Source organism: Leptospira levettii (genome assembly GCF_002812085.1).
Classification (GTDB): Bacteria; Spirochaetota; Leptospiria; order Leptospirales; family Leptospiraceae; genus Leptospira_A; species Leptospira_A levettii.
This window is the reverse complement of record NZ_NPDM01000003.1, coordinates 99249-113980: the sequence shown is the minus strand read 5'-3', so window position 1 is coordinate 113980 and position 14732 is coordinate 99249. Positions and strand designations below refer to the sequence as shown.

Annotated in this window: 16 protein-coding genes; 11 read left to right on the top strand and 5 right to left on the bottom strand. The window is 40.4% G+C overall.

The genetic code is table 11. The annotated features are described in order from the left end of the window. The first annotated feature begins 16 nt into the window (after positions 1–16). Both thiM and thiE read left to right on the top strand, forming a co-directional pair. The gene (gene thiM / locus CH354_RS11805; protein ID WP_100727044.1) at positions 17–820 is read left to right on the top strand and encodes a hydroxyethylthiazole kinase; all 804 of its coding nucleotides are present in this window, start codon (positions 17–19) and stop codon (positions 818–820) included. After that, complete coding sequence (thiE, locus tag CH354_RS11800) at positions 810–1442, top strand: thiamine phosphate synthase (protein ID WP_100727045.1); 633 nt, start codon at positions 810–812, stop codon at positions 1440–1442. Before thiM ends, thiE begins: the two co-directional genes overlap by 11 nt. An 8-nt stretch (positions 1443–1450) precedes the next feature. On the opposite strand, the gene queG is transcribed toward thiE, so the two are convergent. Continuing rightward, positions 1451–2416 carry a tRNA epoxyqueuosine(34) reductase QueG gene (queG, locus tag CH354_RS11795; RefSeq protein WP_100727046.1) on the bottom strand — a complete coding sequence of 322 codons (966 nt, stop codon included), beginning with the start codon at positions 2414–2416 and terminating at the stop codon, positions 1451–1453. On the opposite strand from queG, the gene CH354_RS11790 reads away from it, so the two are divergent. Beyond that, positions 2415–2801 (top strand): LIC_11502 family protein, encoded by a 387-nt coding sequence (locus CH354_RS11790; protein WP_100727047.1) that lies wholly within the window; start codon positions 2415–2417, stop codon positions 2799–2801. The two genes, queG and CH354_RS11790, sit on opposite strands and share 2 nt — an antisense overlap. A 121-nt stretch (positions 2802–2922) precedes the next feature. Here CH354_RS11790 and CH354_RS11785 read toward each other — a convergent pair whose 3' ends face one another. Further along, on the bottom strand, positions 2923–3318 hold the full coding sequence (locus CH354_RS11785; protein WP_100727048.1) for an acyl-CoA thioesterase: 396 nt from the start codon (positions 3316–3318) through the stop codon (positions 2923–2925). A 71-nt stretch (positions 3319–3389) separates the two neighbouring features. Continuing rightward, complete coding sequence (locus CH354_RS11780) at positions 3390–3716, bottom strand: OmpA family protein (RefSeq protein WP_165780346.1); 327 nt, start codon at positions 3714–3716, stop codon at positions 3390–3392. A gap of 222 nt (positions 3717–3938) precedes the next feature. Here CH354_RS11780 and CH354_RS11775 point away from each other — a divergent pair, with 222 nt between their 5' ends. After that, positions 3939–6239 carry a hypothetical protein gene (locus tag CH354_RS11775; protein WP_100727050.1) on the top strand — a complete coding sequence of 767 codons (2301 nt, stop codon included), beginning with the start codon at positions 3939–3941 and terminating at the stop codon, positions 6237–6239. Positions 6240–6355: 116 nt separating this feature from the next. Continuing rightward, positions 6356–8671, top strand: coding sequence for a hypothetical protein (locus CH354_RS11770; RefSeq protein ID WP_100727051.1), 2316 nt, complete (start codon positions 6356–6358; stop codon positions 8669–8671). 9 nt (positions 8672–8680) lie between these two features. Here CH354_RS11770 and CH354_RS11765 read toward each other — a convergent pair whose 3' ends face one another. Next, positions 8681–9610: a patatin-like phospholipase family protein gene (locus CH354_RS11765; RefSeq protein WP_100727052.1), complete on the bottom strand. Its 930-nt coding sequence runs from the start codon at positions 9608–9610 to the stop codon at positions 8681–8683. A 105-nt stretch (positions 9611–9715) separates the two neighbouring features. Between CH354_RS11765 and CH354_RS11760 the strand changes: the two genes are divergently transcribed. Then, positions 9716–10276, top strand: coding sequence for a hypothetical protein (locus CH354_RS11760; RefSeq protein WP_100727053.1), 561 nt, complete (start codon positions 9716–9718; stop codon positions 10274–10276). Positions 10277–10376: 100 nt separating this feature from the next. Continuing rightward, positions 10377–11510, top strand: a complete 1134-nt coding sequence (locus tag CH354_RS11755) for a DUF1577 domain-containing protein (RefSeq protein WP_100727054.1) — start codon at positions 10377–10379, stop codon at positions 11508–11510. A gap of 4 nt (positions 11511–11514) precedes the next feature. Here the strand turns inward: CH354_RS11755 and CH354_RS11750 are convergent, their stop codons facing one another. Further along, positions 11515–11829, bottom strand: coding sequence for a HepT-like ribonuclease domain-containing protein (locus tag CH354_RS11750; protein WP_100727055.1), 315 nt, complete (start codon positions 11827–11829; stop codon positions 11515–11517). A gap of 117 nt (positions 11830–11946) precedes the next feature. On the opposite strand from CH354_RS11750, the gene CH354_RS11745 reads away from it, so the two are divergent. The 4 genes from CH354_RS11745 to CH354_RS11730 all read left to right on the top strand — a co-directional run bounded on the left by CH354_RS11745 (position 11947) and on the right by CH354_RS11730 (position 14694). Next, positions 11947–12303 carry an FKBP-type peptidyl-prolyl cis-trans isomerase gene (locus tag CH354_RS11745; protein WP_420843831.1) on the top strand — a complete coding sequence of 119 codons (357 nt, stop codon included), beginning with the start codon at positions 11947–11949 and terminating at the stop codon, positions 12301–12303. A gap of 112 nt (positions 12304–12415) precedes the next feature. Continuing rightward, the gene (locus CH354_RS11740; protein WP_420843830.1) at positions 12416–13327 is read left to right on the top strand and encodes a YHYH protein; all 912 of its coding nucleotides are present in this window, start codon (positions 12416–12418) and stop codon (positions 13325–13327) included. Next, entirely contained in the window at positions 13299–13934 is a 636-nt protein-coding gene (locus CH354_RS11735) for a toxin-antitoxin system YwqK family antitoxin (RefSeq protein ID WP_125226283.1), read from the top strand. Before CH354_RS11740 ends, CH354_RS11735 begins: the two co-directional genes overlap by 29 nt. 28 nt (positions 13935–13962) lie before the next feature. Then, a complete protein-coding gene (locus CH354_RS11730) occupies positions 13963–14694 on the top strand; it encodes an SCO family protein (protein ID WP_243396058.1) in 732 nt (243 codons plus the stop codon). The last annotated feature ends 38 nt before the right edge of the window (positions 14695–14732 follow it).

The window sequence follows — 14732 nt, the reverse complement described above, 5'->3', positions numbered from 1 at the left end:
CCTAGGAAACCTCCGTATGTCCCAAAACATTTTAAAAAATACAATCGAAGATTTAGAACTCTTACGTTCGACAGTCCCTTTAGTTCATAATATTACCAACTACGTTGTGATGAATAACACAGCCAATGCACTTCTTGCCATTGGTGCCTCTCCCATTATGGCTCATGCCATTGAAGAAGTGGAAGAAATGGTTACAATCTGTTCGGCAACTGTCATCAATATTGGAACACTATCCGAACCTTGGATCCAAAGTATGGAAAAAGCTGCAAAAAAAGCTGTCTCTATTGGAAAACCACTAGTCTTAGATCCAGTTGGTGCTGGAGCATCTAACATTCGCAATACGGCAATTCGAAGGATCCTAGATGCTGGAAACCCAAGTATCATTCGAGGCAATGCATCAGAAATCTTATCTACACTTTCTTCTTCTGGTAAAACAAAAGGTGTGGATGCAACAGATTCATCCGAATCGGCTGTGGATACTGGAAAGTCACTTTCCAATGTCACTGGTGGAGTGGTTGTCATCAGTGGTGCCACTGATTATATCTTAAAAGGTACAGACCAATCTCAAATCTCCAATGGAGATGCACTCATGACAAAGGTAACTGGCCTTGGTTGTACGGCATCTGCCCTTTGTGGTGCTTTTGCCGCGGTACAAAAAGACCAGTTCCGTGCGGCAACTTCTGCGATGGTCGTGATGGGAATTGCTGGTGAAATGGCAAAAACCAAAACTTCTAGCCCAGGCAGTTTCCAAGTGGCATTCCTTGATGCTTTGTACGAACTGAATGCAGACACCATTAAACAAAAGTTAAATGCAAAATAAAATCAAAGGGGTGTATCTGGTAACAGATAGACCCCTTTGCCTCCATCACACACTAGAAGAAGTTGTAAGACTTTCTGCGACTGGTGGAGTATCCCTTGTCCAACTCCGGGAAAAAGAAACCTCTTCCCGAGAATTTTTAGAACTTGCCATCCATTTAAAACAGATCCTCACACCCTTCCAAATCCCTCTCCTCATCAATGACCGAGTGGATATTTGTTTGGCATCGGGAGCTGATGGTGTCCATCTAGGCCAAACGGACCTACCTTGGTTCGAAGCGAGGAAACTTCTTGGTGAAAAAGCCATCATTGGTCTTTCCATCGAAACCAAAGAAGACTGGGAAAATTTACAAAAAGAACATCCAAATCCAAACCTCGATTACCTTGCAGTTTCACCAGTTTTCGATACAAAAACGAAAACCAATACCAAACCCGCATGGGGCCTAGCAGGCGTTCGTTGGCTTAGAGAAAACACCACTCTCCCCATTGTGGCCATCGGTGGGATCCACTTAGACAATGCGAAAGAAGTGATCGAGGCAGGTGCCAATTCACTTGCTGTTGTGAGTGCAATCTGTTCGGCAAACGATCCAAAAGAAGCAACGATTGCGTTAAAAAATATGTTTTGAAAACCAATTCATTTTTCCACTTGGTTTCGGTTCCAAATCGAAACCCCAATTCGTTCAATTGGTGAATCTTGGAAGTAAGTTTGGAACTCTTCTTCCGATAACTTCTGTTTTTTTTGGAAGGCTGGATCCTTCCAAAATTCTCGTGGTAAAAAACTAGTTTCGATCGTTTCCACCTGGTTTCGTTTGGCGATCCCTTCATTCCAAGGGCAAACCTCTTGGCAAAGGTCACAACCATACACCCAACCTTTTTTTTCCCATTGTAAAAAAGAACCTGTTACTTCTGTATGAGTCCTATCTTCGATGGTGAGATACGAGATACATTTGGATGCATCCAGTTGGTAGGGCTCCAAGGCATTTGTAGGGCATACATCCAGACAACGTCTGCAACTACCACAATGATCGGTTGTCGATTCCAGTGGATTTGTATCACCTAACTCTAAATCGGTGAGGATGATAGAGAGAAAAAAATAAGAACCTAATTTTGGATGGATGAGGTTTGTATGTTTTCCTTGCCAAACGATCTTTGATTCCCTTGTGAGAATTTTTTCAGCGATGGGCAAACTATCAACCGATTGGCGGAAATGATTTTGTGGGTAGAGTGCCTTTAATTCTTTTAGGATTTGGTTTCCTTTTTTTCGCAGAACAATATGATAATCGGTGCCAAGGGCATAACGAGATACCTTCCTTTGCATTTGGGCTAAAAGGCCTTCCCCTTCACTCGATCGGTAGACAAATCCCAAACAAATGGCCGACAAGGGTTTAAATCCCAAATTTTCAAATCGATTGCGAATGGAAAGGGCATGGTCTTTGGCAAACCAGTCCATATTACCGTGTTTTTTTTCGGCGATCCAATTTTCCAAATACGCTAGGTCTTTTTCTGGGATTTCCGCTTTTGTAAATCCAACAAAGGAAAATCCTTCTTTTTCACAAAGGGACTTGATTTGAGATTGGATGGGAAGGTGAGATAGTGCCATGGCAAATGAAGAGAATGAAGTGTATCTTACAAAAATCCAAAACCTTTTGCCAAGCCATTTGTTGGTTCAGGTTCCAAAACTCATCCCTCATTTCCAAAAACTAGAAGCCCTTGTTCCTTTGCCAAAAGAATTACCGGAACTCTTAAAAAAAGGGATCTATTTTGCCCTCTTACAATCGGTGGTCCGCCTTTTAAACAGGGAAACAGATCCCCTCTTACCAGAAATCGTTCCCGAATACAAAGAACTCGTCCGAACGATTATTGAAACGTATGAATCACTGGAACCCGAAGCGGAATCAAATTGGTTAGACGAATGTATACAGTTTGGAGATAAGTCCGCCTACCATTGGGAATGGAAACATTTTGATTCCAAAGAATTGTTTTGAAATGAGTGGAATGATACTCGTCACAAACCTTTCCATTGGATTGTGATCTATTTTTCTTTCTTGTAAGTCATTTGACTTATAGTATCCATCACCCATCCCAATTGGTAAGGAATGCCTCGAATCACAACATTTCTTTTTCTAACGAAGTACGAAACTCTTTCGGAATGGGTAATTTTTTCTTTTCTCTGTAATCAAAATACACTTGGACTGTTTTTGCTTTCACATACAAAACATCCGTTTTTTGATTTTTGATTTCATATGAAAATTCCCAAGAACTGTTGCCTATCTGAGAAACCCATGTATTCACATAAATGGAATCCCCAGGGAGAACAGACGAAACTAAATCCATCTCCACACGCGCTAAGACAAATGGAATGTCTTCAATTGTTGTAACAGATAAGTAGCGATTACAAAAATCGAGTCGTGCCAACTCTAAATATGCCGAATAACTTGCGTTATTCACCCTGCGCATCGGGTCCATATCATTAAATCGAATTTGAATTTCTGTTCGGATCATCTCTTGAACAAAAGTTTCAGATCGTCTTTGGTTGTCATCTTTATCCTAAAGTAAGATTCTGATTTCTACTCTTATTCTGAAATTGAGAGTTTGATTCCAACAGACCGAAATAATTTTCTTTCCTCTGCTGTTCTCCCAAAAATCGGCTCCAAAGATTCGGATTGGAGCACTTGGGAATCAATTCCAAGTGAGAGTAATACTTGGCGGATGTTCTGAATCCTCTCTTTTACCAATTTTCGATTTTTTGCTAAATTCCCAGATCTGTCTGCTGAACCCACAAGTAGAACAGAATCTAAGTTTTGATTTAGAAAAGGACTCATCCATTCTTTCAATTTTAGTATTTGATGATGTTCCAATTTAGATTCTCCCGCTTGGAAGTAGACGACACTTTCTACCATTTTGGATATAGGTTCTGTTGTATGTGATTGGGACAGATTGTACGAATGAAGAACACGATTTTGATTCAGTCTGTTTTTTTTTGGCCAAAGCCAATAGAGAAAAAGGAACAAACTAACCAAGATTAGGGAAATCCAAAACATACACCAATTAGACTAAAAAAGTAAGGCAAGAAATGAACAAACCGCTAGACAATTGATTCCCGATTTGGTAAAATCCTACATATGGATGCGACACGATCAAAAATTCTAACCATTGTTTTGTTCTGTGTTCTACTCTTCCAATGCAAACCCCCAGAACTTTCCAATGCATGTGATGGAAAATCAAAAGGTTATGCACTTGGATCACTCATCCGTTTTGTCACTGGGGATCGATCTCCTTCTTGCCTTCCCTCATTTGATTTCCAAGACCTATGGGGAGTTTTCCAAGCTCCTTCAGGTGATGTGGGAGTGAATGCCATGGCAAGTTATCGTGACCAAATCATCATCGGTGGAAATTTTCAGTTGATGGGACCTTCCACGGGTAGTGCGGCCTACTTACAAACATCAAATGGGAAAGTTGTTCCAAGCCGGTATTGTCGTTATCTAAAAATTGTTGGTACTACCTCAATTGCCATCCCCGATGGAGGTGGTGGATTTTATATCGGTGGAGAATTTTATTCGGTCCAAGGGGAAAATCGATACTCTGTTGCCCATATCTTACCAGGTTGCCAAGTGGATCGTGTGTTTAAAGTACCTCGTGATATAGCTGATGCAAGGGTAATCTATTCATTGGCACTAAATGGTGATCATTTGTATGTGGGAGGTAATTTTACTTCTTGGGGGGATACAAGTCAAAAATACCTCATTCGATTGAATCGTTATACGGGAGATATTGATACATCGTTTTCAGTACAAAACATTGATAATTCCGTATTCGATTTAGAAACACAATTTAATTCTCTTTTTGTTTGTGGTGAATTTTCACAAATAGCTGGAATTGCCAAACGAGGGATTGCAAAAGTTTCTCTCACAAATGGGACTCTTGATACATCGTTTAACACAGTGATTACGACAGGGACTTGTCTTGATTTGTCTTTGGGAACCGATTCCCAAGGTAGCCCAAACCTCTTTATCGTCGGCGACTTCACTGCACCTAGCAGAAGTTATGCTCTTTCGGTCACACCTGATGGCACATTGACAAATTGGAACCCCAATCCAAATGCACAGGTTAACTCGGTTCAACAATACCAAAACAAAATATTTTTAGGTGGGGCGTTCACAACGATAAACGGTGGAACCGTTTCCTCTTATCTGGCTGCTGTAAACCAAGATACTGGTACTCTTGTTACCAATAATTATGCCCTCAATGCCTACGTTGCCTCTTTACAAGTCATCGAAAACAATTTGTACATGAGTGGACAGTTTACAATCGTGAAAGGAATTCCTAGAATTTCGATGGCTTCCCTCAATCTTGCAGATGAATCTGTGACTCTATTTAATCCAAATTTTGAAGGTGTTATCAGTAACCCAGGATCTTCTTTTTTACAAGCAGGCAATGGGGTTGTGTTTGTTACCTTTGATCGTTCGACTGTGAATGTTGTTCCTAGAAATCATTTTGCCGTCATTGATGAATACACGGGAGCACCAATCGAAGGAACACCTAACTTTGATTTTCCGATCAAATCGATGAATGTGAATGGCAATCGATTGTTTGTGGGAGGGACGTTTACAAACATTGGAGGCCAATCCAGAACTTCTTTTGCCATTTTAGATTTGCCCCATTACCAAGTGAGCTCCACAAATGTTGTACTCTCGGGTTCCCCTGAAATCCGAACCATTACAAGTGATGAATCAAAAGTATATGCAGGTGGGATCAGTTTAGGCACTGTGAATGGCCAAACCAGAAATGGAGTGTTTGCATTAAACTTATCTGACCTCTCCTTAAGCAATTGGAATCCAGATTTAGGTGTTGGAAGTAGTGGAGAAAGTATCCTTGTTGTAAACGATCTTGTTTTCATTGGAGGAAGTTTTACCCAAATCAACGGAGTTGGTGGTTACCAAAATTTACAAGCGGTCGACAAACTCAATGGATTGAGAATGGATATTCCAAGTTCTTCTACCTTACCTGGTGGTCTTGTCTACAGTCTCGCGTACGCAAATTCCAAAATCTATATTGGTGGATTTTTTTCGAACATCACAGGGGTTGGATCCGTTGGGAATGCCGCCGTTTACGATTTAGGTTCACGCACGTTTCTACAACCAAATCCAGTCACAGCAGAAAATATGGTAAACTATGTGGCAACCTATCCAGATGGGAATGTGTTTTATGGAGGATCATTCGCAAACATCAATGGAGATACCAAGTACAATACCTTTGGAGTGTACCAATCTTATACCAATTCAATGAGCACTTGGAATGCAGGTTTTACGAATGTAGTGTACACATCCATGTTTAAAAATGGGAAGTATTACTTGGGTGGAATCTTTAGCGTCGCTTTACGGGAACTCAATGGAGGGATTGTTCGAAGCAGTTTATACGAATGAAAACAATTTCTTGTTAGTTGGACATTTGTCTCCAAAATCATCTGTGGTTGATCCCATTACAAATCTTTCCAAACCAAAACAGTCGACAAGGAGAGACCATTTTTAGAATGGAGTGAATGGTGCGATTTTTCCAAGTGTCACTTCGTCTTTTGATTTTATTCTCTGTCTATCTATCGCTTTGTTTATGTAAACCACCATCCTTAGAAAGCACTTGTGATGTAGAATCCAAATCATTTTTTCTATCATCCCTTATGAGATATGCCACAGGTGATAAATCTCCCTCTTGCCTTCCCGCCTTTCCATTTTTTGAAGAGTTTGGTTTGTATGGGGGAGTGTTTGGCCCACCCGCAAAAGTCTATGCAATGACATCTTACAGAAATCATCTTTTGATTGCCGGTGATTTTACATTCGCTGGACTCGCGACAGGAAGTGTATCTGTAATCCATCCACAATCGGGAGCCGCCGTTCCCAGCCGTTTTTGTCCATTTTTAAAAGTGAAAGGAGCCACCTATACTGCCGTAGCGGATGGCAGTGGAGGATTTTATATCGGAGGGGAATTCACCCATGTGCAAGGGTTCGCTAGAAGCCAAGTCGCCCATATCCTACCCGGTTGCCAATTGGATCCCAATTTTAATCCAGTTTCGGATCCTTCGCGTTCCATATACGCCTTACATGTACTAGGTGATAATTTATATGTAGGTGGTTTTTTTGGCTCTTGGGGATCTGGAACACAAAGTAATCTTGCTTCTTTAAATCGATACACTGGCCAATTGAATAACGGTTTTAATGCAGGGACTATCGATAACTTTGTTTATGCGATCACATCCTTTGGGTCTTCTCTTTTTGTGGGAGGTAGTTTTCAAACCGTCAATTCTATCTCCAAATCGGGAATCGTAAAACTCTCAGCTTCCACGGGTAGTATTGATTCTAGTTTTACAAGCCAACTCTCTGCCTCTGGATCGGCATTTGATTTGGTTATGGGTACGGATTTCCAAGGAAGTCCGATTTTGTATGTGGGGGGAAGTTTTACAACTCCTAGAAATAACGCAGTAGCCTTTTATCCAGATGGAACATTGACTTCTTGGAACCCAAATCCAAATGCTACTGTGGAATCCATCCAACAGAATGAAAACCAAGTTTATCTAGGTGGATCGTTTACATCTGTGACGGGAGCGGCCACAACTAACGGCCTTGTTGCAGTGGACAACCAATCGGGAACCGCCACAAATAACACATTTGGACTAAACCAATCTGTATCTACCTTACAAATCATCGGAAACCAATTGTATGCACTTGGCCAATTCACAGATGTGAAAGGGGTTCCCAGAAATTATGCAGCAGGTTTTGATCTACCAAGTGGAAATCTCACCAATTGGAATCCTTCCCTGGAAGAAGCAGTCACAAATCCTGGTGGTGCAGTGATCCCGTATGGAGGTGCACTGGCCCTAACATATGCTAAATCATCAGTGAATGTCCAAACAAAACGAAATTTTGTTGTGATAGATGAAGCATCTGGTGCACCCATTGATGGAACTCCACAATTTGATTATCCCATTAAATCCATTCACGTAAAAGACAATCATCTCTTCCTAGGGGGAAGTTTTGAAACCATCAATGGAATTGCGAGGAGAGGATTTGCGGTTCTCAATTTACCAAATTACGATTTAAATCCAACAAACTTACAAATCACAGACCCTTCGATTGAAATCAGAACCATCACAAGTGCCAATGGCCAAATTTTCTTTGGGGGAACAGGGATGACCACAGTTGCTGGTCAAACACGAAATGGTGTTGCTGCCATTTCATCGGAAACACTCCAACTCACCAATTGGAATCCAAACATTGGGGCAAATAGTGCCACTTCCATGCTTGTGATCGGTGATGCACTCTTTTTAGGTGGGCTCTACACAACCTTAAATGGAGACAATACCATCAGCAATTATCGTGCAGTGGATTTGGTGAATGGAACGACTATCTCCTTACCCTCCTCTACCAATTATCCATCGAGTGATGTGACAACACAAAGCCTATATGAAGGGAAAATTTATTTGGGTGGGATCTTCACATCCATTTCAGGCATAGGGAGTTTTCCAAACATCGCCATTTTTGACTTAGGCACACAATCTTACGTAAACCCATCTCCAATTTATGCAAATGGATTTGTGAATACCATTACTCCCAGTTTGGATGGGAGATTTTTTCTAGGTGGATCGTTTACGGGACTCAACGGGTCAACAACTTCCAATTATGCGGGAGCATTCCAATCAAAAACCAATACAATCATAAATTGGGCACCAAACCCTGATAATACGGTATTTTCAAGTATGTACAGAAATGGGAAATGGTATGTTGGTGGTGAATTTATCCATGCCTTCAACAAACCTTACGGTGGTATCTTTTTAACCGATTTAACGGAACCACCAAACAATTAAGAAAGTTATTTATTTTGTTTTTTTCTTACGTTTGAGAATGAACTGAATGGCTTCCTCACCTTTTTTGACACCTAGTAAAGCCGTTTTATAGAGTTTTGTGCGAATGGTGGTTGTGAGTTTGACAGGGAGAGGTTCGTCAGGAGCCACTGTGATGATCTTTACCCCTCTCGGTGGTTTCACCACAATTTCTCTCGCTAAATTAAAATGAAAATGGTGGAGTTTACGCATCATCCTTCGGATGGTTCTGTGTTTTGGGAATGCAAGTAAACTGGTTAGGCGAGTGAGCGGGCCTGATATATGCCGAATCGGAGAATTCATGATCACAACAATTTCTTTGTAACCTGCTTCAATGATATCTTGGATGGGAAGTGGATTGAGGATGGCTGCATCCGAATACAATTTCCCGTTTAACATGTGTTTTCCTCTGGTTGCAATTGGTAAAGAGGTTGCTGCTTTTAATAAATCAAAAACATTGCTGGATGTTGCTTTGATGTACTCGATGGAATGTGTGTGTAAATTGCTGACCGCTATCACAAAATGAGGCAATTTTTTGGAATCCAATGTTTCAGATTCCAAACGAACTTTTTTACGGATGATAAAATCGATAAGGTATTCTTGGTTTAAGAATGTTTTCCCTTGGAATGGGTGGAAGTAGGAAATCAGTTTTCGTCCAGAGAGGTCTCTGTACCAAACCCCAAGTGCTTTTTCACTTTTCACAGGTTCCACTTTCGGCATGGAAACATAATAAGCTGCCGCACAAGCCCCAGAAGAGACACCCACCACCAAATCAAAGTAATTTGGCCTAAGGAAGCGGTTCCAAGCGTAAAGCACTCCACCCGAAAAGGCACCCTTCATCCCACCACCTTCTACGAGAAGGGCCCGTTTTGTCCCTTTTGCCTTGGGAATTTTGGGAGTTTGGTATGGATTTTGTTCAGTCATAGGTCTCTACAAACCAGAGTCTTCCTACCCAGAATTGGTTGCAAAAACGATTCAAAAAAAATGAAAAGAGGACAATAAAAATCGCTACGAAGGCAATTGATTTGTATGCTCGGAATTCGTACCATTGAGATCGAAGTCGAAGGTTTAACCGTCAAGGGAACCTTACAATGGTCGACCCATTCCTTTTACCAATTGGAATTGTATGTCCCCTACTCTGGACCTGTGTATACATTTACGTTTCCAAAATTATTCCCACCCTTCCGAGATGAATCTCTTCTCGAAATTGAACAAAATGCGAAAAGCCATCTCCGTACTTTGTATTATAAATGTGAAGGCATAAAGAAGGAAATCCCTAAGATTGAAAGGACTCTCAAAGAGTTTTGGACAGAGATCCAATCAATCCCCGTACTTTCCCCAAGTGAGTGGAAACAAAAAAATGAATTTTTAAAAGAGGCAATGCTTGCAGGTTATATGGACAAAGCCATATACGAAAAAACAATTTATGATCTAACAACTGTCATGGAAAAAAAACAAAATGAACGTGAGAAACGTTGCGAATCATTTTTAATTCAGTACCTTCCCGAGTTTTCTCACTTACAAAATCATTTTTCGTGGATTCGATTCTGTTATGAATTCACAGAAAAAAAACACTTACTGCTTCTTTAAAAAATCCTTTTTCTTGCCAAAGAGATGCGGATGGGCTTTACTTTCCAATAGATGGGAAATTTATTTCCCGTTACAATAGAATAGAACTTGGAAATTAGCTATGCGACCAATGGACCAAATCACAGGCAAAGAACAAAAAAACCATGTGATCTTACACTATTTAATGAACCAGGAAATGAAAGCCAATTGGAATGGTCAGGTGCAAACCATGACGGTTTTACAAGAAGTGCCTGGTGGCGAAGAAATCATTGTACAATGGGCAGAAGTTTGGCCTATCGGTGAAGGATCGACTGTTGTTCTTTCCAAGTTACTTGCTCGTTATTTAGAACTCCATTGTACCTTTGTCAAACAATTGGCCCCACATAAAATCCAATTAAAGGTCGAAAAAGTACTCATTGCTAAAAAAGAAAGGTTAAACCCTCGATTTACCATCACCGAAGAAGGAATGGTCAATGTAACCAACATCGTCAGTTCCAAAACCATCATCGAAGCTAATATGTTTAATATCCCAACACTTGTACGTGTGAACTTTGAAGACTATCGCAAACGTATGATGGTTCGTTCTGGTGAAGCTGGGATTATGGATATTTTTAAATCAGGCATGGAACGTAAGTTTGATGTAGTGAAATCAACACAAAAGATTTTGTTCATCAAAGATGCAACCAATCCTGAAAGTTACCGAATGGACGCAGAAGGTTTTTTAAATTACGAAGATGATATCGAAGAGAATGTCGACAAACTCGCGTTTGTCGCTCGTGATAAAAAAATCAAATCCGAACTTATTTTACCAATTTTGTACAAAAACGAATTAGAAGAAATCATTCCGATTGGATATTACTTCTTACAAACCAAAGACAAAACTGTCACTGATGACGATTTAAAGTTTTACCAAACACAAATTGCAGAAATGATCGAAAGGATCAAAGATGCAAACCTAATGACAACTGTTGAAAAATTTCCTGTCATCGATTTATCTGCGACTGGTCTCAAACTTCGAATCACAAACAGTAGTTTGGTGGAAACACTTCCCAAACAAAAAGGAATTTTATTAGAATTGGTATTCAAACTACAAACACCATTCCGCTTTTTTGGAAAAATTGCTTGGTCTCATAAAGAAGAATCAGGTGATTTGCTTGTGGGTGTGGAATTTTCTGGAAAACGAACCTATGCTGAAAAAGTTCGTTTTGAAGAGAACATTGAAATCATCAAAAATAACGGTAGAACTGCCGCCTAAGTTTTTAACGAATTTCTAATTTGATCGTTTTTGTGAATTTGGGAATTTCGTAAGCACAAACATAGTATAACATCTTTAAGTCGATGTAATCGTAGGCTCTAGCCAAATCCTTTTGCCACATGGTATCCATTTTTTCCCAAGGAAGATTTGGGTACTTTTGTTTTTCCGTTGTGGGTATTTTTAAGGATTCCGATTGGATGGTTTTTAACATTTCTTCTGCAAAAAAACTATCGTGTTCCCCTTCTTTGAATTCTTGGATTTGATTTCGGAAAATAAAAGCTTCCAACTCTTTGCAATAAAAGACCAATTCATGAAACATGGTTTCAACTAAAAATTGAGAACTTAGTTAAGCTAGTTTTTTTCATTGGCAAAGTTCTGCCGTTTCTTTACCCTTTCGAAAGATATGAAACCATTCCTTTCCCTTTTGATTTCGATCATGTTTCTTTTGGTTCTCCCCATCGCGTCTGCAGAAAAAGATTTCCAGATCATTGACCTTGTCATTGGCAAAGGGGAGGAAGCGTTTTCCGGCTCTTATGTAACTGTTCATTATGTAGGCAAATTGCAAAACGGAACCAAATTTGATAGTTCCCGTGACCGCAACCGTCCTTTTGAATTCAATTTAGGGGCAGGGGAAGTAGTGAAGGGATGGGACAAGGGCATCAAAGGAATGCGTGTCGGTGGCAAACGAAAACTCATCATCCCACCAGAACTTGGGTATGGAAGTAAACGTGTGGGAAACATCCCTCCTGATTCCACTCTCATCTTTGAAGTCGAACTGTTAAAGATCTATTAGTACAAAGACTTAACTAGTTTCGAAGATTCGAAAGAAAGGAATTTCGATTGGGGAAATTCCTTGACAAGACCTAGAATCATTCTATGCTGTTTCCTCTATGGAAAGGAAACAAATTTTAGCGACCACCTCTCTTCTCGTACTCTTCGTACTTCTCCTCACAAACTGCAAACCCAAATCAGACTCTGATGAAGAAACCTTACTTTTGTTAGCGGCGGCTGCAAGCATTCGCACTTGTGCCAATACAGCATATACAGGAACCACTGTTGTGAACTCCACTGCCACCTTGGATACCAATACAGATTGTATCACTGGTATGACCTCTTCTATGTCAGCAGACTTACCTGCCTGGATCCGAAACAATTTTAAATGTGCCGTAGGTTCTGTTTCGGGAAGTAATTATGTATTCCGTTCGCAAAATATCCCGAATAACAAAAGTTTTTATTTTGGTTCCACATCTCCCATGTATGAAGCACTTGCCAGTGGTCAAAAATCTGCTGGGAATAACCAAATTTCGTCTCAGTGTTTGGTGTATACCATCCCAAGTTCTCCTTCTGAAAAACTCACTAACAAAACAGGTACCCAAAGTGGGTATGCTTCCGTTGGGATCACTGTGAATGGACTTGCCATTTTTAATAATGCAGCAGCTGCCCCTGATACATTATCGACAGAAGCCCAAACCTTTGATAAGTACAATGGCCACCCACAAAATGCAGGGATCTACCACCACCATTCTCAACCATTGAATGTTACAAACGACAATGCAAATTTGATTGGGATGTTAATCGATGGATACCCAGTTTATGGGCTTAAATGTGATAATGGTACTTCTGGAACTGGCGATGACGGCAACCCAGGTACGGTAGGACCAGCTCTTGACTCAAATCACGGTCATACAGCAGTTACAGTCCATTTCCCGTCAGGCGGAGGAATTTACCATTACCATTATGCGTATGATTCAACTGCGACAATCAATACCCTAATTGGTTCTTATTTCCATGGAACACCAGGAACGGTTTCCAACTAACAAGGTCTTGTTGTTCCCACTTCAATTTGTCTTTGTTTCTGTTTTGTTTTTCCTTTCTTTGTCTTGTGGCAAAGAAACGGTCAAACAAGGAGACAAAGACCTTTCGGAAGACCAAAACCATTTTCTTTTGTACAAGGGAAAACCATTCAATGGGTTTTACGTGGCTGAAAATGCCGTACTAACCGAAACTTATGAAACCGAATTTTACAAAGGTGTACCTCATGGAAGTTATACGGTAAAATCCTTTTCTGGTGTCTTACTCGAATCTCGGCACATTCGGTATGGACAAAAACATGGAACCCAAACCTTGTACTTCCCATCGGGAAAGGTCCGCCAATCTTCGGAATATGATATGGGAGTCCCAATCGGCGAACATTTGGAATACTTTGACAATGGGCAATTGGCAACCTACCAAACCTTTTTCCCTTCTGGGAAACCAAAGGTGGTGAAAAAATGGAACAAACGGGGGCAAATTTATTTGAACCAAGTGTTTTTGGAATCGGGAGAAAGTTTTGGCCGACCAGGGAGTAAACTCTGTGATCCCATCCCGGAAGGAATAGAGAACCCAACTGGTATGATCCCACAAAATACTTCCACCAAACTATGATAATACGATAAAAAGAAAGAGTCCCTTTTTGCAAATCTTTGAAACAAAACCAAGTCCGAATGGAATGAAACCAAATCTCTATTTTGGGAAATCTTTTTCCAAATCCACTTCCCTCTTTCTATTCTGTTTCTTTTTTTCGTTTGTATTGGGTACTTGTAAGGAGTACCAATCTTCTCCGGAAACGGATTCTTTGCCCTATTTTTTAGGAAAAGACTTTGATCCCATTTGGACAAAAGCTCCAAACGAAACCTCTGACTTACACCAAATCCCCGAAGGGTTCAAACTCACAAACCATTTGGGAAAACAAATTTTACTCAGAGAACATTCACCTAAAATCAGTTTGGTTGTTTTCTTTTATGCAACCTGCCGTGGGATTTGTCCGATGATCACTAAAAATATCATCCAAATCGAACCACAGTTATCCGAATTCAAAGACTTAGAAATTAGTTCCATCTCCATCAATCCCAAAGAAGACACACCTGCAGTCCTTTCCAAGTACCGCACTCTCTACAAAATCCAAAATCCAAACTGGAATTTTTATACAGGGGAACCTGAAATCATTGAATCGTTTGCCAAAACCACATGTGGGGCGGAAGTAGAAGGATTTTCTGTGGAAAAAAACAAATATGAATTTGTTCATACAGAAAATATTTTTTTATTTGATGGGAAAAAATACCTTCGTGGGATTTACCGCGCCAAAGGAACTGGCGACATACAGAGATTAGTTGCTGACCTTAGGATCCTCACCAAACAAAAATAGTGGATGGGGTTCCTAAGGGAGAAAGAGAGAAAGAATCG